Annotated in this window: 24 protein-coding genes; 14 read left to right on the top strand and 10 right to left on the bottom strand. The window is 63.0% G+C overall.

Annotation, left to right across the window (positions count from 1 at the left end; genetic code table 11):
* Positions 1–4: 4 nt before the first annotated feature.
* Positions 5–772, bottom strand: coding sequence for an N-formylglutamate amidohydrolase (locus tag ACGYK7_RS01420; protein WP_394398316.1), 768 nt, complete (start codon positions 770–772; stop codon positions 5–7).
* 120 nt (positions 773–892) lie between these two features.
* Here ACGYK7_RS01420 and ACGYK7_RS01415 point away from each other — a divergent pair, with 120 nt between their 5' ends.
* The 5 genes from ACGYK7_RS01415 to ACGYK7_RS01395 all read left to right on the top strand — a co-directional run bounded on the left by ACGYK7_RS01415 (position 893) and on the right by ACGYK7_RS01395 (position 5865).
* Positions 893–1765, top strand: coding sequence for a MurR/RpiR family transcriptional regulator (locus tag ACGYK7_RS01415; protein ID WP_394398314.1), 873 nt, complete (start codon positions 893–895; stop codon positions 1763–1765).
* Between the two features lie 136 nt (positions 1766–1901).
* Entirely contained in the window at positions 1902–2954 is a 1053-nt protein-coding gene (nadA, locus tag ACGYK7_RS01410; protein ID WP_394398312.1) for a quinolinate synthase NadA, read from the top strand.
* Positions 2955–2965: 11 nt separating this feature from the next.
* On the top strand, positions 2966–4522 hold the full coding sequence (locus ACGYK7_RS01405; protein WP_394398310.1) for an L-aspartate oxidase: 1557 nt from the start codon (positions 2966–2968) through the stop codon (positions 4520–4522).
* Positions 4523–4524: 2 nt separating this feature from the next.
* Entirely contained in the window at positions 4525–5370 is an 846-nt protein-coding gene (gene nadC, locus ACGYK7_RS01400) for a carboxylating nicotinate-nucleotide diphosphorylase (RefSeq protein ID WP_394398308.1), read from the top strand.
* 45 nt (positions 5371–5415) lie between these two features.
* Positions 5416–5865: a GNAT family N-acetyltransferase gene (locus ACGYK7_RS01395; protein ID WP_067268284.1), complete on the top strand. Its 450-nt coding sequence runs from the start codon at positions 5416–5418 to the stop codon at positions 5863–5865.
* Here the strand turns inward: ACGYK7_RS01395 and ACGYK7_RS01390 are convergent.
* Together ACGYK7_RS01390 and ACGYK7_RS01385 are read right to left on the bottom strand one after the other, a co-directional pair.
* Positions 5855–7360 carry a heme biosynthesis protein HemY gene (locus ACGYK7_RS01390; RefSeq protein WP_394398306.1) on the bottom strand — a complete coding sequence of 502 codons (1506 nt, stop codon included), beginning with the start codon at positions 7358–7360 and terminating at the stop codon, positions 5855–5857. The genes ACGYK7_RS01395 and ACGYK7_RS01390 overlap by 11 nt on opposite strands.
* A 10-nt stretch (positions 7361–7370) precedes the next feature.
* On the bottom strand, positions 7371–8303 hold the full coding sequence (locus tag ACGYK7_RS01385; RefSeq protein ID WP_394398302.1) for a COG4223 family protein: 933 nt from the start codon (positions 8301–8303) through the stop codon (positions 7371–7373).
* On the opposite strand from ACGYK7_RS01385, the gene ACGYK7_RS01380 reads away from it, so the two are divergent.
* Positions 8302–8865 carry a hypothetical protein gene (locus ACGYK7_RS01380; protein ID WP_394398300.1) on the top strand — a complete coding sequence of 188 codons (564 nt, stop codon included), beginning with the start codon at positions 8302–8304 and terminating at the stop codon, positions 8863–8865. The genes ACGYK7_RS01385 and ACGYK7_RS01380 overlap by 2 nt on opposite strands.
* A gap of 127 nt (positions 8866–8992) precedes the next feature.
* Here ACGYK7_RS01380 and ACGYK7_RS01375 read toward each other — a convergent pair whose 3' ends face one another.
* Positions 8993–9691, bottom strand: coding sequence for a uroporphyrinogen-III synthase (locus tag ACGYK7_RS01375; RefSeq protein WP_394398298.1), 699 nt, complete (start codon positions 9689–9691; stop codon positions 8993–8995).
* 75 nt (positions 9692–9766) lie between these two features.
* On the opposite strand from ACGYK7_RS01375, the gene tsaD reads away from it, so the two are divergent.
* From tsaD to ACGYK7_RS01355, 4 genes are read left to right on the top strand one after another with little or no spacing between them, the layout of a single operon-like run.
* Positions 9767–10870 (top strand): tRNA (adenosine(37)-N6)-threonylcarbamoyltransferase complex transferase subunit TsaD, encoded by a 1104-nt coding sequence (gene tsaD, locus ACGYK7_RS01370; RefSeq protein WP_394398296.1) that lies wholly within the window; start codon positions 9767–9769, stop codon positions 10868–10870.
* Positions 10867–11820 (top strand): NAD(P)H-dependent glycerol-3-phosphate dehydrogenase, encoded by a 954-nt coding sequence (locus ACGYK7_RS01365; RefSeq protein WP_394398294.1) that lies wholly within the window; start codon positions 10867–10869, stop codon positions 11818–11820. The genes tsaD and ACGYK7_RS01365 overlap by 4 nt, the downstream gene beginning before the upstream one ends.
* Position 11821: 1 nt before the next feature.
* Positions 11822–12094, top strand: coding sequence for a YciI family protein (locus ACGYK7_RS01360; RefSeq protein ID WP_067268301.1), 273 nt, complete (start codon positions 11822–11824; stop codon positions 12092–12094).
* On the top strand, positions 12094–12513 hold the full coding sequence (locus tag ACGYK7_RS01355) for an EVE domain-containing protein (protein WP_394398292.1): 420 nt from the start codon (positions 12094–12096) through the stop codon (positions 12511–12513). Before ACGYK7_RS01360 ends, ACGYK7_RS01355 begins: the two co-directional genes overlap by 1 nt.
* A 250-nt stretch (positions 12514–12763) precedes the next feature.
* Here ACGYK7_RS01355 and ACGYK7_RS01350 read toward each other — a convergent pair whose 3' ends face one another.
* The 4 genes from ACGYK7_RS01350 to ACGYK7_RS01335 form a co-directional block, all read right to left on the bottom strand.
* On the bottom strand, positions 12764–13105 hold the full coding sequence (locus ACGYK7_RS01350) for a DUF2853 family protein (protein ID WP_394398290.1): 342 nt from the start codon (positions 13103–13105) through the stop codon (positions 12764–12766).
* A gap of 173 nt (positions 13106–13278) precedes the next feature.
* A complete protein-coding gene (locus ACGYK7_RS01345) occupies positions 13279–14190 on the bottom strand; it encodes a PRC-barrel domain-containing protein (protein ID WP_394398288.1) in 912 nt (303 codons plus the stop codon).
* A gap of 204 nt (positions 14191–14394) precedes the next feature.
* Positions 14395–15786 (bottom strand): adenosylhomocysteinase, encoded by a 1392-nt coding sequence (gene ahcY / locus ACGYK7_RS01340; RefSeq protein ID WP_394398286.1) that lies wholly within the window; start codon positions 15784–15786, stop codon positions 14395–14397.
* Positions 15787–15870: 84 nt separating this feature from the next.
* A complete protein-coding gene (locus ACGYK7_RS01335; RefSeq protein WP_394398284.1) occupies positions 15871–16173 on the bottom strand; it encodes an S-adenosyl-L-homocysteine hydrolase in 303 nt (100 codons plus the stop codon).
* Positions 16174–16248: 75 nt separating this feature from the next.
* Between ACGYK7_RS01335 and ACGYK7_RS01330 the strand changes: the two genes are divergently transcribed.
* A complete protein-coding gene (locus ACGYK7_RS01330) occupies positions 16249–16845 on the top strand; it encodes an HD domain-containing protein (RefSeq protein WP_394398282.1) in 597 nt (198 codons plus the stop codon).
* Complete coding sequence (locus ACGYK7_RS01325) at positions 16842–17321, top strand: GNAT family N-acetyltransferase (protein WP_394398280.1); 480 nt, start codon at positions 16842–16844, stop codon at positions 17319–17321. The genes ACGYK7_RS01330 and ACGYK7_RS01325 overlap by 4 nt, the downstream gene beginning before the upstream one ends.
* Here the strand turns inward: ACGYK7_RS01325 and ACGYK7_RS01320 are convergent.
* A complete protein-coding gene (locus tag ACGYK7_RS01320; RefSeq protein ID WP_067935816.1) occupies positions 17318–17866 on the bottom strand; it encodes an ActR/PrrA/RegA family redox response regulator transcription factor in 549 nt (182 codons plus the stop codon). The two genes, ACGYK7_RS01325 and ACGYK7_RS01320, sit on opposite strands and share 4 nt — an antisense overlap.
* A gap of 52 nt (positions 17867–17918) precedes the next feature.
* Entirely contained in the window at positions 17919–18533 is a 615-nt protein-coding gene (locus ACGYK7_RS01315) for an SCO family protein (protein ID WP_394398278.1), read from the bottom strand.
* Between the two features lie 99 nt (positions 18534–18632).
* Here ACGYK7_RS01315 and regB point away from each other — a divergent pair, with 99 nt between their 5' ends.
* Positions 18633–20024 (top strand): sensor histidine kinase RegB, encoded by a 1392-nt coding sequence (regB, locus tag ACGYK7_RS01310; protein ID WP_394398276.1) that lies wholly within the window; start codon positions 18633–18635, stop codon positions 20022–20024.
* An 85-nt stretch (positions 20025–20109) separates the two neighbouring features.
* Positions 20110–21636 carry a PAS-domain containing protein gene (locus ACGYK7_RS01305; protein ID WP_394398274.1) on the top strand — a complete coding sequence of 509 codons (1527 nt, stop codon included), beginning with the start codon at positions 20110–20112 and terminating at the stop codon, positions 21634–21636.
* Positions 21637–21686: the final 50 nt, after the last annotated feature.

The raw sequence follows: 21686 nt of genomic DNA, 5'->3' as shown, positions 1-21686 counted from the left end.
AACCTCACGTTGTGGCCTCCTTCATCTCGGGCCGAGCCATGGCGGCGCGGAGCCAATTGCTGATCATCTCGGCCATCTGCTGCTGGTTGGCTTCGGTGGTGATGAGGTCATTGCGGATCTCTAGCATCACATGCGGATGACCATGGGTCAGCCCATGTTCTTTTAGCGTATGGGTCACTCCGTCCTGCGGACCGTAGGGCTCATTTCGTTCGACGTTGAGGTCCGTGAACCCCGACGCCACCGCGAGCATCGCATCGGCAAGGCGCGTGTCGCTGTCGTGCAGAATGCCGATCTCTACGCGGCGCGGCTTGCCGTGGTAGATCGGCGTGAAACTATGCACCGTAACGATCGCGGGCGCGTCGACCCGTTTGATCGTCGCCGCCAAAGTCGCGCGGAACGGCTCGTAATAGCGCGCCACCCGCTCGGCCCGGCCAGCCTCATCAAGCGTGGCATTGCCGGGGATCGCGAAAATCTCGCTTTGCGCTGGCATTGCGCCCGGGGCTTCGGGCGGGCGGTTGCAATCGTAGACCAGACGCGAGACGCGCCCGGCCACCAGCACCGCATCCAGATCCTGCGCCATGGCCCGGGCCACACCCAAGGCACCGGGATCCCAAGCCACATGGCTTTCGCGGGCCGCGGCATCCAGCCCCAGACCGTCGTAGCAGGCCGGTATCTCACGCGCCGCATGTTCGCAGACCAACACCAGCGGAGCCTTGGCCCCGGCGTTGATCACCTCGACGGCTTCATTCGAAAGATCTGTCTGTTCTGACACCCTATCCCCCTCAGTTAGATCAAACCTCATTCGGGCGGGGGGCTTCTGTCAACAGAATAATGTCAAATTTATTACAACGCTGTTCAGTTTGTGTTATTACTCATCAAAAGAGGGGCATCCATGGCTGAACCGACGCTGACCATTTCCGATCGCATCCAGCAAGAGTTGGACCGGCTGACCCGTGCGGAACGGCAACTCGCCCATTCGATTTTGGAGAATTACCCCGCCTCCGGCCTCGGCCCGCTTACGGCGCTGGCGAAGGATGCCAATGTCTCGACCCCCACCGTGGCGCGGATGGTGCAAAAGCTGGGGTTCAAGGGTTACCCTGAGTTTCAGAACGAGTTGCGCGAAGAACTGAAGGCCAAGGCCAAGAACCCCATCGCCAAACATGACACTTGGGCTGAAGGCGCACCCTCGGGCCATGTGCTGAACCGTTTCACCGACGCGGTGATCGACAACATCCGCCATACGTTGGGCCAGATCGAGCCTGCCACCTTCGACCGCGCCTGCGCGATGATCGCCGACACCGCGCATCCGCTCTATATCGTGGGCGGACGCATCACCCATGTGATGGCCGAATACCTTTTCCTCCACGCCCAGATCATCCGCCCGCGGGTGACACATATCCAGTCCACATCAAACGCTTGGCCGCATTACCTGCTGGACGTGGGCGAAGGCGATGTTTTCGTTATTTTTGACGTGCGGCGCTATGAGAACAACACGCTGAAGCTGGCGGAAATGGCCCATGCGCGGGGGGCCAAGATCATCCTCTTCACCGACCAGTGGCGCTCTCCGGTGCATAGCCTTGCCGATATCTGCTTCTCCAGCCGGATCGTCGCGCCCTCGGCTTGGGACAGCGCGGCGGCCACGCTGCTGCTGGTGGAGAGCGTGATTTCCGCCATGCAGGACATCAACTGGGAGGATACAAAGGACCGCGCCGAACGCTTGGAAGACATGTTCGACCAGACCCGTTTGTTCCGCAAATTCACCTAACGCCCCCGGGCGGCCAGCGCCTTGCCCTAAAGGGTATTGGCTTGCCCAAACCCCGCCAGTCGTCTATGGCCAGCACGCCGGGTGTGGTGTCCAGCGCGGTGCCGTGACACGCGCCAAGGCCGGAGGGGGACCGACCATGCGTGATGAAATCTTTTCGCCCAGCGAGCTTGAGCGCCATTATGACCTCGCGCCATCGCCAGCGCTGGCGGCTGAAATGGCCGATATCTACGCCAAGATGGACCGTGTCGTCTCGCCCCCCGATTGGGCCATCCATGCGCCCTATGTCGCCGCGATTAACAAGCTCAAGAAAGAGCGTAACGCGGTCATCCTCGCGCATAATTACATGACGCCCGACATCTATCACGGCATCGCGGATTTCGTCGGCGACAGCCTGCAACTGGCCGTGAAAGCGACCGAGGTTGAGGCCGATGTCATCGTGCAATGCGGCGTGCATTTCATGGCCGAGACTTCAAAAATCCTGAACCCCGCCAAGACCGTGCTGATCCCCGACATGGAAGCGGGTTGTTCACTGGCCGAAAGCATCACTGCCGAGGGCGTCGCACAGATGCGCGCACAATATCCCGGCGCGCCGGTGGTGACCTATGTAAACACCACGGCGGAAGTGAAAGCGGCGTCGGACATCTGCTGCACCTCATCGAATGCGGCACAGATCGTCGCCGCGCTTGAGGCCGACACGATCATCATGACGCCGGACAAATATCTGGCACAGAACATCGCCAAACAGGTGCCGCAAAAGCGCATCGTCTGGTGGGACGGCGCCTGCATCGTGCACGAACGCTATACCGCCAAGGACATCGCCGACTACCGCGAGTGGAACCCCGACACCCGCATCATCGCGCATCCCGAATGCCCGCCCGACGTGGTGGCAGAGGCGGATTTCTCCGGCTCGACCAGCGGCATCCTCGACTACGTGCACCGCGAAAAACCGGCCAAGGCGATGCTGGTCACCGAATGCTCCATGGCGTCGAACATTGCCGATGAACTGCCCGAGGTCGATTTCGTCGGCCCCTGCAACATGTGCCCCTACATGAAGAAGATCACGCTGGAAAAGGTGCTCTGGTCCCTGCACACGATGTCCGGCGCCGTCGAAGTGGAGGCCGAGGTTGCCAGCAAGGCGCGGGTGGCCGTGCAACGGATGATCGACCTCTCCCGCGAACTCGGGCTCTGAAGGGCGCGCGCGTGGAGCAGATCACAACCGGCAGGATCATCATCGTTGGGGCCGGTCTGGGCGCGCTCTATGCCGCACTTTGTCTTGCGCCGCGTCCGGTTTTGCTGATCTCGCCCGATCCTTTGGGGTCGGGGGCCAGTTCCGCTTGGGCGCAGGGCGGCGTGGCCGCCGCCATGGCGCAGGCCGACAGCCCCGAAGCCCATGCGCTCGACACCATCAAAGCGGGAGCGGGCACGGTCGAGCCGCGCGTCGCCGCCACCGTAACGGATGAGGCCCGCGCCCATATCCTCGCTCTGACGGATTTCGGCACCGCCTTCGACCGCAGCGCCGATGGGGGCTATGTCATGTCGCGCGAGGCGGCGCATAGCTTTGCCCGCGTTGTGCGCGTACAGGGCGATCAAGCCGGGGCCGAGATCATGCGCGCCCTGATCGAAAAGGTGCGCGAAACACCCTCGATCCAAGTGCTCGAAGGGGAGCTGGCCCGCGGTTTGGAAAGTGACGGCAGCAAAGTCACCGGGGTCGAGGTTGAACTGGCCCGGCCCGAAGGCTCTGCCCCGGCAATGCTGCGCGGCGCGGGGGTCTTGCTGGCGGGCGGCGGGTCTGGCGGGCTTTATGCGCTGACCACCAACCCGGCCCGCATTCGCGGTCAGGTAATCGGCATGGCCGCCCGCGCGGGCGCACTCATTGCAGATGCGGAATTCGTACAGTTCCACCCCACCGCCATCGACTGCGGCGAAGACCCCGCGCCCTTGGCGACCGAAGCACTGCGCGGGGCCGGGGCGCATCTGATCAACCGCGAAGGCCTGCGTTTTATGGAGGCGGTTCACCCCCTTGCTGAGCTTGCCCCGCGCGATGTGGTGGCCCGCGCGATCTTTGCCCAGACCCAGACGGGGCTGCGCCCCATGCTCGACACCCGCGCGGCTTTGGGCGCGGCGGTGCTGACCGACTACCCCGCCGTTGCAACCGCCTGCGCGCGCAACGGCATCGACCCGGTGACCCAGCCCATCCCCGTCGCCGCCGCGGCGCATTACCATATGGGCGGCATTGCCACGGATGCGCATGGCCGCTCAAGCCTCGCCGGGCTCTGGGTCTGTGGGGAGGCGTCTTCGACCGGGCTGCACGGCGCGAACCGTCTGGCGTCCAACGGGCTGCTCGAAGCGCTGGTTTTTGCCCGTCGCGCGGCGCAGGACATGCTTGAGGAATGCGAGGCGGGCGAGGATGACGCCGTACAACTGCCGGATCTGCCCGCTGGCGAAACGCCGAACGAAACCCTCGTCACCCGTCTGCGCCAGACCATGACCGCAGAGGTTGGCGTGCTGCGGGATGCGGCGGGCTTGCACCGCGCCTTGACGGCCATTGCAGAGATCGAAGCGGCGCAACCCGAATGTGCGCAGCTGCAAAACATGACCGCCACCGCAACCCTGATCGCCGCCGCGGCCCTCGCCCGCCGCGAAAGCCGGGGCGCGCATTGCCGCACCGACTACCCCGAAACGCTGCCCGACGCCGCCCGCAGTTTCATGACATTGGCCGAGGCCACGGCCCGCCGCACCAACCCCGAGGACGCTTGAAAATGCCCACCGCCCTGCCCGACCTGATCCTTGAGCCGCTGGTCCGTGCCGCCTTGATGGAAGACCTCGGCACCTATGGTGATGTCACGACCCGCAGCGTGATCCCCGAGGGCACGACCTATACCGCCCGGCTGCGCGCCCGCGCCGAGGGGGTCGTCTCTGGCATGCAAATCGCGCGGCTGGCCTTTCACCTTGTCGATCCAACGCTTGACGTGCGCACGCTGAAAGAAGACGGCAGCAGGATCGCAAAAGGTGACACGCTGATGGAGATCGAGGGCTCCGCCGCCGCAATCCTCTCGGCGGAACGTGTGGCGCTGAACTTTGCCGGCCGGCTCTCGGGCATCGCCACCCTGACGGCGGCCTGCGTGGCCGAGACGAAGGGCACCGAGACCCGGATCACCTGCACCCGCAAAACCACGCCGGGGCTGCGCATGGTTGAGAAACAAGCGGTGCTGCATGGCGGCGGGTTCAACCACCGCTTTTCCCTCTCCGACGCGATCCTGGTCAAGGACAACCACATTGCCGCCGCCGGGGGCATCCGGCCCGTGTTGCAGGCGGTCAAGGCCAATGCCTCGCATATGATCCGGGTCGAAATCGAGGTCGACACGCTGGCACAGCTTCAAGAGGTCTTGGACGAAGGCGGCGCAGATGTGGTGCTGTTGGATAACATGGACACGCCGATGCTCGCGCAGGCGGTCGACATGGCGCAGGGGCGTATCGTGCTGGAGGCTTCGGGCAATATGACCCTGCCGCGCCTGGCCGAGGTCGCAGCGACCGGGGTGCACTACATCTCTATGGGCGCGCTCACACATTCTGCGACAACGCTGGACCTTGGACTGGATTTCTGAACCAACTGGGGCAAAGATCGCGCAGCCAGCGAAGGGAGCCCCGCCATGTCCGACCTTACCATCCGAACCGTGAGAGACCATGACCGCGCTGATTGGGAGCGGCTTTATCAAGGCTATGCCGAATTCTATAAAGTCGAGCAGACCCCCGAGATGCGCGCGCGGGTCTGGTCTTGGCTGCATGATCCGCTGACCGAAGTCGAAGGGTTGGTTTGCGAAGATGCCGAAGGACGGGTGATCGGACTGACCCATTTCCGGCATTTCGCCCGCCCTTTGGCGGCGGCAACGGGTTGTTTCCTCGACGATCTTTTCGTGGCCCCCGAAGCCCGTGGCAGCGGCGCTGCCGACGCGCTGATCGGCGAGGTCAAGAAGATCGCCCAGAAACGCGGCTGGAGCCTCGTCCGCTGGATCACGGCCGAGGATAACTACCGCGGCCGTGGTGTTTATGACAGGCTGGCCACCCGGACCAATTGGGTCACCTACGACATCAAGCTGTAGGGTCCGGGGCTTTCCTGGGCGTCTCGGGATCGGTCGGCTTTTCCGGCTCAGTCACCAGTTCCGCGTCTTCGATATCCTCCGTCCGCGTGGTCAGCGCCCCTTCCGTTGGGGTCGTTTCCGGCGCGCCGACGATCAGCGGCAGCATCTGAACACCGCTCGGCATGGCCACTTCCGACAGCGGCGGTGTCTTCCATTCCAGCGTGTCGAAGCTCTTGCAGTTCTCGCAGATCGGCACCCATTCGGCATGGATGTGGTGGCAGTTCTCGCAAATCCACTGCGGCCCGCGCGAGACGTTTAGCGCGCGTGTCAGCCAGCCTTTGACCACGGTGTCCGGCGCGCCTTCGCCCCGCTCAATCGCTGCCATCAGGGTGACGGACCGGGCCGAGGGATCGGTCTCGACCAGATTGCCGAGCGCCCGGCGCGCTTCGGGGAAGTCTTCGTTGGCGATGTGCAGTTCGGCCAGCAGCATTTTGGTCTCGGGATGGTCGGGCTGAGATTTGGTCAGCGCGCGGAACCGTTTGATCCGCTGCGGCGGTGTCTCATCCGGCTGAATTTCGGCAAAGGCGGCGGCAAGATCGGGATGCGGCTGCACGCTCCACGCCTTTTGCAGCACTTTGGAAGCATTGCGGGGCTTGTCCTGCGCGATATAGCTGCGCGCGGCCATCACGGCGGCGGGCACCAGATCGGGCGACAGGCGGTTGGCTTCGATCGCGGCCTCGCGGGCCTCGACACTGTTGCCCTCGTCGATCACCTCGCGCGCCTCGGAGAGTGCCAGAACCGCGTCGCGGCGTTTGTGCACATCGCGCGGCAGATGGCCGTTTTTATACTTGGCCTGCAGGGTGCTGCGCGCCCCGACCCAATCATGTTTCTCGGCCTGCAACTTCAGCAGGGTATCGCCAGTTTCCTCATGTTTGGGCTTCAGGGCAAAAGCCTTTTCGGCCAGTTTCAGCGCCGTTTCGGTATCTCCGTCGGCCAGCTTCTGTTTCATGATGCCGCGCACGCCGACGAAACGGGTCTTTTCGTCTTCGACCAGCTTGCGATAGGTCCGCTCAGCCTTGCGACGGTCCCCCGCCAGCTCCGCCGCCTGTGCGGTCAGCAGATTGGTCAGTGCCGGGCGTTTGAGATAGCGGTCCGCCTTGGCGGCCTTGGCCATCGCGACCTGACCCTCGCCGCTGGCCAGCGCCATCAACCCGTCCGACAGCGCCTCATAGCCCTTACGCTCGCGGTTGCGGTCAAAATAGCGCGACAGCGCCGTCTCATCGCCATTCAGGAAATGCCAGACCGCCGAAAGCAGCGACACGATCTTGAGCAACACCCAAACCGCAAACATCAGCAGCAAAACGGCGATCACCGATTGCAGCGGCCCTAGGGTATATTCCGTGCCCGCCACGGTCAGTTGAATGCCGCCTTCGCTTTCCAACAAAAAGCCTGCGCCCCAAGCCAGAGCGGCGACCAGCACGACGAAAAGAACGATTTTAATAAGAGACCAGAGCATTTTTCGTTCCTCAGTTGGCCGTCAGGCGTTGGGAGAGTTCATTGGCGGCGGTTTCAGCCGCCTGACGCGCGCGGGCATCGGCCAGCCATTCCGCCATCGCGTCCTGCGCGGGGGCCGGCAGCGTGTCGATCTCGGCCAACGCATCGGTCAAGCGGCCATCGCGCACCGCCGCTTCGGCACGAGACAGGACAGCATCGGCATCCGTCCCCTCGCGCGGCGCGACCGAGCGGGCACCGAGTTGACGTTTCAAGAAACTGCCAAAGCCGCCTTCGCCCTCTTCCGGCACGGCGGCACGGGCGGTGGCCAGCGCCTGCCGCGCGGCATCGGGATAGCGCGCTTGGAGATTGGCGAGGGTGACAACTCCGCCCGCGGCGCTTTCACGCAGGGTTTCGGGTATGTCGTCGACCCCAGCCTGCTGCAACTCGGCCAACGGCGCTTCGAAGGGGCGACCGGCGCTGATTGCAGCGTTCATCTGGGTCATCGCGGTCTGGGCACGGGCCGCTTCCGCGGCGGCGGCTGTTGCCTCTTCAGCGGTTTTTGCGTTTTCCAGCAGGCTCTCGATCTCGCTGCGCTGTTCGGCGACAGAGGCACGCAGGGCTTCCATCTCACGCTCAAAGGCCGCGACTGCAACTTGATTGTCCCCGCCGGTGGCGGGCTGCTTTTCGACCATGGTGAGGCGGGCGTCGATCTCGGCCAATTGGCTTTGCAGCGCCGAGAGTGTATCGCGGCTGGCTGTCAGTTCTTCGCGCAGTGCGTCGACCTGCGGCAGGCTTTCGGGCAGGGTGGCAGGCGCTGCGACCCGGGCTTCCAGTTCCGCGATGCGGGCCTGCTGCGCTTCCATCGCGCTTTGCAATTCCGCCGCGCTTTGTACGCGGGTGCCCAATACGTCATATTCAGATGCGGCAAAGCCGAGCCCCGCAGCGATGGCACCGCCCAGCAGCATGGGAAAGAACACAGGGCGCTTGCGCTCTTTCGGGGCGGGCTCAGGCGCCGGGGTCGAGGCGGGCGGTGGCGTCGGCTTGGACGTGGCTGCGCTTGGCTTTTCGGTCTTTTCCGGCGCGGGTTTGGAGGAGCTACCGCTCGGCTTGGACGCAGCCGCCGAGGCGCGCGAGGGCGCGGGATCAGCGGCCGGTTTGTCCTTGGGTGCAGCGCTGGTGGCGCTTGTTTTGGGATCGTCCTTGGGCGAAGCCGTCTGGGGCTTCGTCTCTTTGGCCGATGTAGCGCTCTCGGGCTTATCTTTAGCTGGTGTAGTGCTCTCGGGCTTGGCCGGGGCTTTGTCGTCCGGCTTGGCCGCAGGCGTGGGCTTGTCCGTTGTAGGCGTGGTGCTGGATGTCTTCGACAAGTCGGCCTTGACTGTTTCAGTTTTCGCCGCGCCGGGCTTGGCACCCTCGGTCTTGGGCGCGTCGGGCTTTGCCGGCTCCGTAGCTTTTCCATCGCTTTGGATAGGTTTCTGGGCCTCGGCGTTCCCCGCCGTTGTCGCCTTATCCGCCGCAGGAGGCGTTTGATCGGCTGTGGTCTTGTCCGCTTCGCTTTTGCTGACCGTCTTTTTGGGTTTTGCCACGCCTCACGCCTTTCGATTCTGAACCTGTCATTCACTCGCAACGGCGAGCTTACCCGGCATACCTATGCCCCTCAAGGCAAGGTGGTGCAGCGGAAAAGTTTTTCAACGGCCTCTGCCATGGCTTCGCCGGTGGGTTCTGCGGCGACATCATGCGCATAGAGCGGCAGAGCTTCAAGCGCCTGCGCGGCGGCGCGGCTGATCGACAGAGCGATGACCCGTTCCGTCGAAGCGGCCTCGCGCGCGAAATGCTGCGCGCTGCGCGGGGAAAACAGCGGCACGATAACGGGGTCCGGGCCACTTAGAAGGGTCTGCGCGGCGGTAGAGAGCGGCAGAAGGGTTTGGTCATAGATCGTGGCGGTTTCCACTTTCAGACCTGCGGCGCTTAAAATACCGGCAATATCTGCCCGCCGGTGCCGCCCGGCAAGGTGCAACAGCGGGCCGGTCTGGGCGCGCTCCGACAGGGTCGCGATCAGCGCCTCGGCATCTAACCCAACCATCTGCGCCTGCCAGCCCGCTTTGCCCGCCGCCGCCGTGGTCTGCGGGCCGACGCAATAGGCGGGCCGCCCGTCCCCCGGCGGCGCATGGGCCACGGCATTGGCCGAGGTAAAGATCACCCCGGCATAGGGTGAAAGATCAACAGGGGCATCCGTCGCGGTAATCTCGATCAGCGGAGAGATCACGGCCCCGTCGCGCAGCGCGGGCGAAAGCCGGTCCAGAAACTGCGCGGCACCGGGCTGGGGACGTGTCAGAAGCAATCTTGGCTGCGGCATCGCAAGGCTCCGGCATTGTTTGCGCGTGTTAGCGGTGTTACCTGCGGTACAGGTGCCTTGCAACGGAAAGCCCCCATGCCCTCTACCCAGTCTCAGACCCGCTTGATCCTTGGTTTGGAAAGCAGTTGCGACGATACCGCTGCCGCCGTGGTGCGCATGGAGGAAGACGGGCGCGGCAAGGTGCTGGCCTCGGTCGTGGCGGGCCAGACCGAGTTGCACGCCGACTTTGGCGGCGTCGTCCCCGAAATCGCCGCCCGCGCCCATGCCGAGAAATTGGACCATTGTGTCGAGGATGCCTTGGCCGAGGCCGGGATCGGCCTGCCGCAGATCGACGCCATCGCAGTGACCGCCGGGCCGGGGCTGATCGGCGGCGTGGTGTCGGGCGTGATGTGCGCCAAGGGGCTCTCGGCGGCGACGGGCAAGCCGCTTTACGGGGTGAACCACCTCGCGGGACACGCGCTGACCCCGCGGCTGACCGATGACGTGCCCTATCCCTATCTGATGTTGCTGGTCTCGGGCGGGCATTGTCAGTTTCTACTGGTGCGCGGGCCCGAAAGCTTCGACCGTCTCGGCGGTACCATCGACGATGCCCCGGGAGAGGCATTTGACAAGGTTGCGCGGCTGTTGGGCCTGCCCCAGCCGGGCGGGCCGTCGATCGAAGAATGGGCCAAAAAGGGCGATGCGACGCGCTTTGCCCTGCCGCGCCCCCTGCTGGATCGCGACGGCTGCGACATGTCCTTCTCGGGTTTGAAAACCGCCGTGCTGCGCGCCCGTGACACATGCGTGGCGGAACGTGGCGGGCTGACGCGACAGGATCAGGCGGATCTTGCCGCAGGGTTTCAAGCCGCCGTGGTCGATGTGCTGGCCCATAAAACACGCCGCGCCTTTGCGGAGTATCCGGCAGAGGGTGCGCGGAGCCTTTGCGTGGCGGGGGGCGTGGCGGCGAACAAGTCCATCCGCGCTGCGTTAGAGACGGTTGCGGCAGCGCAAGAGGCCACCTTTGTGGCGCCACCCTTGGCGCTTTGCACCGACAACGCCGCGATGATCGCCTTCGCGGCCGGAGAGCAGGCCGCCCTGCGGGAGGCCGATGACCTGACCCTTGCCGCACGCCCCCGCTGGCCGCTGGACACCGCGCGCCCGTCGATGCTGGGCAGTGGCAAGAAGGGGGCTAAGGCATGAGCGTCTCCATCCTCGGCGCAGGGGCATTCGGCACGGCGCTGGCCATATCGCTTGCCGGCAAAGGGCCGGTGACGCTCTGGGCGCGTGACGCGGGGGACATGGCCGCACGGCGCGAGAACGCCAAACGCCTGCCCGGCTGCCCTTTCCCCGAGACGCTCAGCGTGACCGAAAGCCTTGCCCAAGCCGCTGAGGCCGAGATCCTTTTGCTGGCCGTACCGATGCAGAAACTGCGCAGTGTGTTGGAGGAACATCGCGCCGCGCTTCACGGGAAACATTTGGTCGCCTGCTGCAAAGGCATCGAACTCAGCACCGGCGTGGGGCCGGTCAGCGTGATCGAAGAGACCCTTCCCGAGGCCACCGCCGCGATCCTGACGGGGCCGAGCTTTGCCGCCGATATCGCACGGGGTCTGCCCACCGCGCTGACCCTGGCCTGTGCTGACCCTGCGGCGGGCGAACAGCTGCAGGCGGAACTCACCACGGCGAACCTGCGGCTTTACCGCACCACGGATACCACCGGCGCGGAACTGGGCGGGGCGCTGAAAAATGTTGTCGCCATCGCCAGCGGGGCCGCGATTGGGGCGGGTCTGGGCGAAAGCGCCCGCGCCGCGTTGATGACCCGCGGATACGCCGAAATGCAGCGCCTCGCCGCCCATCTGAAGGCCGAGCCGACGACGCTGGCCGGGCTCTCCGGCTTTGGCGATCTGACGCTGACCTGCACCTCTGAGCAATCGCGCAACTACCGTTTGGGGCAATCGCTGGGGCAAGGCACCCCCTTTGACCCGTCGACCACGGTCGAAGGGGCCGCGACCGCCCGCGCCGTCGATGCACTGGCGCGCGAAGCAACGCTTGATATGCCGATCACCCGCGCGGTTGCCGGATTGCTCGACAACCAGTTAGATGTGGCTGGTGCCATGAAATCTTTGCTGACCCGCCCTCTAAAGGAAGAATGATATGTTCGTTGCCCTGATCGCCCATGACAAAGCCGATGGCCTGCCGATCCGTCAGGAAAACCGGCCCGACCATCTGGCCTATCTGAAGTCCAGCGATGCCGTGGCCCAAGCTGGCCCGCTTTTGGACGCCGAAGGCGGCATGATCGGTTCGCTCATCATTCTGGACGTGCCCGATATGGCCGCAGCCGAAGATTGGGCCGCGAATGACCCCTATGCCAAGGCCGGCCTGTTCCAAAGCGTGACCCTGACCCACTGGAACCGGGTGATCGGCTGATGGCCTATTGGTTGTTCAAATCCGAACCCGCAACTTGGAGCTGGGCCGACCAGATGGCCAAGGGCGATGCGGGTGAGGAGTGGGACGGGGTGCGCAACTATCAGGCGCGCAATTTCATGCGTGAGATGAACATTGGTGACCTCGGGTTCTTTTACCACTCGCAAAAGGACCGTGAGATCGTCGGCATCGTGGAAGTCTGCGCCGAGGCTCACCCCGACAGCAGCACCGATGACCCACGCTGGGAATGTGTGGACATCAAAGCGGTGCGGTCCTTCGCCCAACCGGTCAGTTTGGATAATATCAAAGCGGACCCACGGCTGGAGGACATGGTTCTGGTGAAAAATTCGCGCCTTTCCGTGCAACCTGTCACTGACGCGGAATGGCAGCATATCTGCGCCTTGGGCAAGACCGCGCCCTGACATTAACAGCGCATCGGCGTTTACGAAAAAGGGTTCCGGCACCCCGCCAGAACCCTTCTCACCCCATGTGCTCCCATAACCACCACACATGTTCGTAACGCTCACGGCCACTTTCACCGATATACGCGTGATAGCAAAAAACAGTGATTTACTCAACTTTCTACTCTGTCAAAGCCCGCGCAAAAACGAAACGCGCGCTTAACCAAGCGCGCGTCCAGCGTAAGGATTTGATAAGCTTCTTAGGGCTTGCTTAGCCGTAGACAGACTCTTTGCCGAAGTGTTTGACCAGCATGTAATAGACCACCGCGCGGTACTTGTTCCGCTCGGACCGGCCATAGGTCTCGATCACCTTTTGAATGCCGCCCATAAGATGCTCATCATCCGGCAGGCCAAGCTTCTTGATCAGGAAATTGTCCTTCACGGTATTCAATTCAGCCGTATCGCTGGAAGACACCGTCTGCGCGTCGGCGTTATAGATCGAGGGACCGCAGCCGATGGTCACCTTGGTCAAAAGGTCCATATCCGGCTCCATGCCGCATTTGTTCTTCAGGTCTTCTGCGTATTTGGCGATCCATTCGTCACGCTTGCCCATAAAATCTCTCCCAATAGTGTCTTCGGCCCTTCAGGGGTTCCTGAGACCGGAGCCTAAGGCGATATCCCTGTATTGCAAAAGATTTATTTTGAGCGCGGCGGGGCTGGCGCCGTGGCCGCCAGAAAAAGAGGCGCCCGAATGGGGCGCCTCTTGGTCAGGATATCAGTTGTCGCTTAAGAAGCGTCGTCAAGACGAACGTCATCTTCCAGACCTTCGATTGTATCTTCATCGACTTCCGGCTGGGCTTCCAACTCGGCTTTGGTCCAAGAGCTCAGCTTCAGGTCGTTCTCGGCGGCCATTGAGATTTGTTCAAGTGGCACGGCGACGGTGTGTTCACCCAAGCCGAGGAAGCCGCCCACGCCAACCACTGCGGCATAGCCTTCGTCAGTCTTGATGACATAGTCGACATCACCGATGGTGTCGCCATCCGCTTCGACCACGGTCAGGCCGATCAGATCACCAACCACCATGCCGGAGAATGCGTTGCTCATGCCGGTGTCGGTCCGGGTTACGTCGGTTTCCATGTTCGCTTCGGTGTCGGAAGCGACGTTTTCGTCGAGTTCAGTCTCGGACTCGCTTTCGATTTCGGCAGTCATCTCGCTGTCGATATCAGTGTCGTCATCGGCTGCCACATCGGTGTCTGTTTCCGTCGTGGCTGTGCCGCTGGTGTCGGTGCTCAGGGTCGAATTCGACTCTGAATCGGCGTTCCCGGCCAGATCCGCTTCGGCTTCAGTCGTTGGCGTTGCGCCATCGGTCTCGGCGGTCAGCTCCGCTTCGTTGTCGACTTCGGTCTCACCTTCGAACTCTGCGCCTTGTGTCGGCGCGGTCAGAACCTCATCGGTGGCGTTAGCGTCGTTGGTTCCTTCATAGTCATCGGAATTCTCGCGCGACATTTCGGCGGTCTTCTTCGCCTGCTGCTCTACAGTGGCGGTCAGATCGTTGGCCGTGTCTGTAGCGCTCTCGCTTGAGATTGTGGCCTCGGCTTCCGCAGCAGCACCTGCTTCGGTGTCGGCGGTCTGAGCAAATGCGGTGCCCGCGGTCAGAGCGAGGGCGGCGACGGTGGACTTCAGGAATGTACGTTTCATCTTCGATACTCCTTTTCAATGGTCTGGGGATGAAACACCGCCCGATTGACTATGTTCCGCCCGCCATCCGCCGCTGGCAGATATGTGCTTGAATCCGCCGATTGAGGAAATTTTCCTATATATCTCAGTCACTTGAAATAAAAACGCCGCCCCGGTGACTGCGGGACGGCGTAGAAATCTGCTGAAAGAGGGAACTCTTCCCGTTTAGTAGCGGTAATGCTCGGGCTTGAACGGCCCTTCGGGCGTCACACCGATATAAGCAGCCTGTTCCGGGTTCAGCTTCGACAGTTTCACACCAATCCGATCGAGGTGCAGACGGGCGACTTTCTCATCCAGATGTTTGGGCAGGATATAGACGTCATTCTCGTATTTGTCGGTGTTTTCCCACAGTTCGATCTGCGCCAGCACTTGGTTGGTGAAGGAGGCGGACATCACGAAAGACGGGTGGCCGGTGGCATTGCCGAGGTTCAGCAGACGGCCTTCCGAAAGCAGGATCAGTCGATTGCCATTCGGCATCTCGATCATGTCCACCTGCTCTTTGATGTTGGTCCACTTGTGGTTCTTCAGCGCGGCGACTTGGATTTCGTTGTCGAAGTGGCCGATGTTGCCGACGATGGCCATGTCCTTCATCTCGCGCATATGCTCGATGCGGATCACGTCTTTGTTGCCGGTGGTGGTGATGAAGATATCGGCGGTCGCGACCACGTCTTCCAATAGCACCACCTCGAAACCGTCCATCGCGGCTTGCAACGCGCAGATCGGGTCGACTTCGGTGACTTTCACGCGGGCACCCGCACCGCGCAGAGACGCGGCGGAGCCTTTGCCCACGTCGCCATAGCCCATGACGACAGCGACCTTGCCCGCCATCATTGTATCGGTGGCGCGGCGGATACCGTCGACGAGGCTTTCCTTGCAGCCATACTTGTTGTCGAACTTCGACTTGGTGACAGAGTCGTTCACATTGATCGCGGGGAAGGGCAGCTGGCCCTGTTTCACGAGGTCATAGAGACGATGAACGCCGGTCGTGGTCTCCTCAGACACGCCTTTGATCTGGTCGCGCATTTTGGTGAACCAGCCGGGGCTTTCGGCCATGCGCTTTTTGATCTGGGCAAAGATCGCCTCTTCCTCTTCGGACTTCGGCACGGCGATCAGCGCGTCTTCGCCATTTTCCACCCGCGCACCCAGCAAAATATAGAGCGTCGCGTCGCCGCCATCGTCGAGGATCAGGTTCGGGCCTTCGGGGAACATGAAGGATTTGTCAAGGTAATCCCAATGCTCAACCAGCGACTGACCTTTAATGGCAAAGACCGGCACGCCCGCTTCGGCGATGGCCGCCGCCGCGTGATCTTGGGTCGAAAAGATATTGCAAGACGCCCAACGTACATCTGCACCAAGGGCGACCAATGTTTCGATCAGAACGGCGGTCTGGATGGTCATGTGCAATGAGCCGACGATCCGCGCGCCCTTCAGCGGTTTGCTGTCACCATATTCCTCGCGCAGCGCCATCAGGCCCGGCATCTCGGTCTCGGCGATGTCCAGCTCTTTACGCCCGTAGGCCGCCAGATTGATATCTTTAACAATATAGTCGTGGGCCATGCGGCGCTCCTGTTTGAAGTGTTGCAGGGCGGTTAGCACCTTCGCCGCGAATTCTCAATGTGAATGGGGAAAGGCCGCGCCGGATCACTCTTGAAGAGCGGCCAGTTGCTTATCACCCGACAGACCCGCCATCCAATCGTCACCTTGGGCCAGCACGCAGGCGTTGCCGTCGGCCAATGTCTTGACCAAGGTCCATGTCCCCGATTGATCCGATGCCCAAAGCTGATTGTTGTCCTCGCGCTGACCCGGCACAGGCTCTTCGCCGTACCAATCAATCAGGGCGGACTTCATTTCCTTGGCGGGCATGCAGACTTCTTCTGCCTGTGCGGCACCGGCGAGGGTGGCCAAGGTAACTGCAACTATCGTACCGGAAAAAACGGGTTTCATGATCATCTCCTTCGTGGGATGAACAGGTTTGACAGGGATTTGTTCCCAAGGCTCACGAGGTAAGGACCACAGCTGATGGCGCAGAAACCACGCGCATGGCAAAGGATGCTGTCAGGTCGACGGCTTGATCTGCTGGACCCCACCCCGGTCGATATTGAGATCGAAGATATCGCCCATGGTCTGGCCTTTGTCGCGCGCTGGAACGGTCAGACGCGGGGTGACTATGCCTACTCGGTGGCCGAACATTCGCTTTTGGTCGAGACGATATTCGCCCGCATCGCCCCCCGCGCGCCTGCGAAATGGCGCTTGGCCGCCTTGTTGCATGATGCGCCGGAATATGTGATCGGCGACATGATCTCGCCTGTGAAAACCGCCGTGGGCCCGGATTATCGCGCTTTGGATGAGCGGCTGACCACTGCTGTGCACCTCCGTTTCGGCCTTCCCGCCAGCCTGCCGGTGCGGGTGAAGCAGCAGATCAAGAAGGCGGATCGCGTCAGCGCTTGGATGGAGGCCAGCCAGATCGCCGGCTTCTCCGAGACCGAGGCGACCCGTTTCTTTGGCCGCCCCGATACGGCACTGATGGAGGGGCTGAGCATCCTGCTGCGCCCGCCGGTCGAGGTGCGGGCCGAGTTCACCGAACGCCACGCGGCGCTGCTGCGCGACATGGCGTGATCCACATCCGCCGCGCCGGGGCGCTCGATACCCGCGCCTTGGCCGAATTGCTGAACGCGATCATCGCCAAGGGCGGGACCACCGCCATAGTCAGCCCCGTCACCCCGCGCGAGTTGCAAGGCTGGATGGCCGCGCCCGACAGCGCGTGGCATCTGGCGGAGGACGAGCAGGGCGTGCTGAAAGGCTTTCAATACATCGAACCCCACCCCGACCTGCCCGAAGGCGGTGTGGATGTCGCAACTTTCGTGCGGTTGGGAGAGAAGGGGTTCGGCATCGGCTCGGCCCTGTTCGACCGGACCAAACAGGCGGCACGGGAACTGGGCTATGCCCATATCCACGCCATCATCCGCGCCGACAATCAGGGCGGGCTGGCCTATTACCAAAGCCGCGGGTTCGAGGATTTCAGACGGCTGCCAGACTGCACATTGGCCGATGGCACCCGCGTCGATAAAATCTGGAAACGGTTCGAGCTTTAGCGCGGCGAGCGCTTAGCGAGGATACGCTGCAGGGTGCGTCGGTGCATGTTCAACCGCCGGGCCGTTTCCGAGACGTTGCGGTCACACAGTTCATAGACCCGTTGGATATGCTCCCACCGCACGCGATCCGCGCTCATCGGGTTTTCCGGTGGTTCGGGCAAGTCCCCTCCGGTCGCCAAAAGCGCGTTGACGATGTCATTGGCGTCGGCGGGTTTCGACAGGTAATCCGTCGCCCCGGATTTCACCGCCGCCACCGCCGTGGCAATCGCACCATAGCCCGTCAGCACGACCACCCGCGCATCCGCGCGTTTGTCCCGCAGGACTTCGACCACGTCGAGCCCGTTGCCATCCTGAAGCCGCAGATCGACCACGGCAAAGGCCGGGGGGCGCGCGGTGGCGATGGCCTTGCCCGCCGCGACAGAGCCTGCGGTTTCCACCTCAAAGCCGCGTTTCTCCATCGCCTTGGCCAAACGGCGCAGAAACGGCTCATCGTCATCGACCAAAAGCAAACTGCGGTCCGGGCCCAAGTCAGATATATCCTGCATCAACGTCCCCTCTCAAAGGCTAATATGGGGCGGCCATGGCGGCGGGTCAATTTCAGCTTTGATCGAGGAAGCAGCCAATGCTGTCGGCCATCTGCTCGGGGCGTACTTCACGGCGGAAAAAGTCGACGACGCCTTCCTCGGGCATGACCAGATAGCTGAAGGTCGAATGATCGACGAGGTATTCACCATTCTCGTCCGCCGGGTGGGCCTTGTAGTAGGTGCGGTAGGCTTGGCTGGCGGCTTTGACCTGCTCGGGCGAGCCGGTCAGCCCGACCATGCGCGGGTGCATCACCTCGGCAAAATCACCGACCACTTCGGGCGTGTCGCGCACAGGGTCGACGGTGATGAAAACCGGCGTGATGCTCTGGCCGCGCTCCTCAAGAATCTCTGTCGCCGCCGCGTTGCGGTCCACGTCCAGCGGGCAGACATCGGGGCAGGAGGTATAGCCGAAATAAAGCAAGGCTGGTTCTTTGATGACATCGGCATCGGTCACGGTTTCGCCCGCCCCATTCACCAATTCAAACGGCCCACCGATGTCGCCGCCCGCCACCTGGCTCGACCGGCAAGAGGCATAGGGATCGTCCTCGCCCCGCAGCACCATGAAAGCCGTCCCGGCCAGAAATACCGCCGCAACCCCAGCCGCACCAAATGCAATCATTCGTTTCATGTCAGTCCTCCGCCATGCTGGCCGGTCTTGATCGTGTTTCGCCGCAGACCTACGCTAGATGGCAGGTGATGCAAGACGCAATAAAGTGATGGGGCTAAGATGACGCAGGCAAATATCCGGCCCCTCGATGGGCGCACCCGCGCCAGTTGGATCCGCCTGCGCACGATGATCCTGCTGCGCTGGTTCGCCATCGCCGGACAGTTGACCGCCGTCACCGTGGCGCAATGGGCGCTTGGGCTGCAACTGGCCTTTGGCCTATGTTACCTGACAATCGGGGCCTCGGTGGTGGGCAACCTTGTCGCGGCCTTCGTCTTTCCGCAGAACAAACGCCTGTCCGAGCGTGAGAACCTCGCCATGGTGCTCTTCGACCTGTTGCAACTGACCGCGCTTCTGGCGCTGACCGGCGGGCTCCACAATCCCTTTGCACTGCTGCTGCTGGCCCCGGTGACGATCTCGGCCACCGCGCTCAGCCTGCGCTCGACACTGGTTCTGGGCGGCACGGCGATTATCGCGGCCTCGGTGCTGGCGCTGTGGCATCTGCCGCTGGTGACGCAATCGGGCGATGTGCTGCGCCAGCCCGGCATCTTCGTCTTTGGCCATTGGGCGGCACTGCTGATCGCCATCGTCTTTACCAGCGCCTATTCGCGGCGCGTCACGACCGAGGTCCACTCCATGGCCGACGCGCTCTCTGCCACGCAGATGGTGCTGGCACGGGAGCAGAAACTCTCTGACCTCAGCGGCGTCGTCGCCGCCGCCGCGCATGAATTGGGAACGCCCCTTGCCACGATCAAACTGGCCAGCACCGAACTGCTGGGCGATCTGGAAGACCGTCCCGATCTGGCCGAAGATGCCGCGCTGATCCGCGATCAGGCCGACCGCTGCCGGGATATCCTGCGCGACATGGGCCGCATCGGGAAAGACGATCTACACATGCAGCGCGCGCAGCTGACCGCCGTGGTGAAAGAGGCCGCCGAGCCGCATCTGGAGCGCGGTAAGACGGTGATGTTTTCCGACAATCCGATGGCCCGAGACCCGGCCCGCGCCCCGACGATCCCGCGCAAGCCCGAGATCATCCACGGGCTGCGCAATCTGGTGCAGAACGCCGTGGATTTCGCCGAAACCACGGTTTGGATCGAAACCGAATGGTCCGCAGAGGATATCTCGGTGCGGATCATCGACAACGGGCCGGGCTTCCCGCCGCAGCATTTGGGCCGGATCGGCGATCCGTTTTTGCGCCGCCGAGGGGGTGCATCGAGCGAGACGGCGCGGCCCGAATACGAGGGCATGGGGCTGGGGCTGTTCATTGCCAAAACCTTCCTCGAACGCTCCGGCGCGCGGCTGCGCTTTGCCAATGGGTCCGACAGTGGTTGGCTGCGCGGGCTGCCCCCCGCTGACAGCGGCGCTGTGGTCGAAGTCGTCTGGCCACGCCGCCTGTTGGACCTTGGCCCCGATGACAGCGTGATGGGCGAGAACCAACGTCTGACGGCCTGAGGGCGGGATCGGCGCTTTTGTTAACGCACGGTTAACCTTTGGCGCTCAAAATAGGGCGTCGCATTTGCCGAAAGGGTTCTCCGTCATGGCATTGCCGGATGTCATCATCGTGCTTGCCGCCGCCTTCGTCACCGCGCTGGCCGCTCTTTGGTGGCTCGGCTCGGCTGCGGGCCGACCGGCGGCGGCCCCCCCCGGCATCGACGACATGAGCCTGCTGTTCGAAGAGGGGCAGTTGGTCCATGGCTCCGACAATGCGCTGACCCGCTTTGCCCTCGCCCCCGGCTACCACCAGTGGGAGGATATTCGCGACGCGCTGCTGTCGCGGTTTCCCGAATTCCCCCGCACGCCCCGGCATGGGGCCACCGGCAATCTGACCCTTAGGGCAGAGGATGGCGACAGCCCGTTGGAGCTGCGGATCACTTGGCGCGACGCGCTCTGTTGGCTGCACCTGCCCCAGACCCGCGCGACCGAAGAGATCACGGAAGAAACCTTTCAGAAACTCGCCGCCCTGCGCCGCGCCTGCGAAGCCAGCCCAAACCCCGCGTGGCAGACCGATGCGGGCGGGCATATCATCTGGCACAACCGGGCCTACGGGGCCCTGAAACGCAAGGCCCAACCAGACCCGGACTGCGGCGGCGCCGCCTTGTTCAGCACGCCCTCGCCCGATCACCCCAACCGCGTCTGTCTGCGCCGTAGCGATGGGGAAAAGCCCGATTGGTACGCGCTCACCACCACGACCGAGGATAATGTGCAGGTCTACCACGCCACCTGCATCAACGCCGTGGTCGCCGCCGAAGAGGCGCAGCGCAACTTTGTCCAAACCCTCGCCAAAACCTTTGCGCATCTGTCCATCGGACTGGCGATCTTTGACCGCAACGGGCAGTTGGCCCTGTTCAACCCCGCGCTGGTGGACCTGACCGACCTGCCTGCCCCCTTTCTCAGCGCCCGGCCTACGATGGTCTCTTTCTTTGACCAATTGCGCGAAAGCCGCCGCATGCCAGAGCCGAAGGATTACAAGAATTGGCGTCACGAAATCGCCGAAGTTATCGCCGCCGCAACCGATGGCCGCTATCAAGAGACTTGGTCGCTGGAGAACGGCCAGACCTACAGCATCCGGGGCCGGCCCCACCCCGATGGCGCCACCGCTTTCCTGATCGAAGACATCACCGCCGAGGTGACCCTGACCCGCAATTTCCGCGCCGAACTTGAACAGAGCCAAAGCCTGCTCGACAGACTTGAAGACGGTTTCGCCGTCTTCTCCGCCTCCGGCGTGCTGACCTTTTGCAACGCCGCCTATCGCGCCCGGTGGAAACAGGACCCGGACAAAAGCTTTGCCGAAATCACCATCTACGATGCGATCCGTGTTTGGCAGGAAATGTCGGCGGCCAATCCGCTCTGGCCCGATGTTGCGGAATTCGTCATGGGCCGGGGCAACCGTGCGGGCTGGAACATGCCCATCTACCCGCATCAGGGCGCGCCGCTTTCTTGCGAGGTCTCGGCCATCGCATCTGGTGCCACGCTCATTCGCTTTCGCCCGATCCCCATCGGCGCGGGCCGGTCGGAGCCTACCCGCGCCCCCTCGGCGGGCGACCGGCGGCAACCCTCCAACTAGGGCATTCCCGGCCGCTTTAATCTTGCGGCTGCGCGTCGGGACGCTAAGCA

The organism is Sulfitobacter sp. 1A15299 (assembly GCF_043556915.1).
In the GTDB taxonomy this organism is placed as follows: domain Bacteria; phylum Pseudomonadota; class Alphaproteobacteria; order Rhodobacterales; family Rhodobacteraceae; genus Sulfitobacter.
The sequence above is the reverse complement of the archived record's forward strand: the minus strand, read 5'-3'. Positions and strand labels throughout refer to the sequence as shown.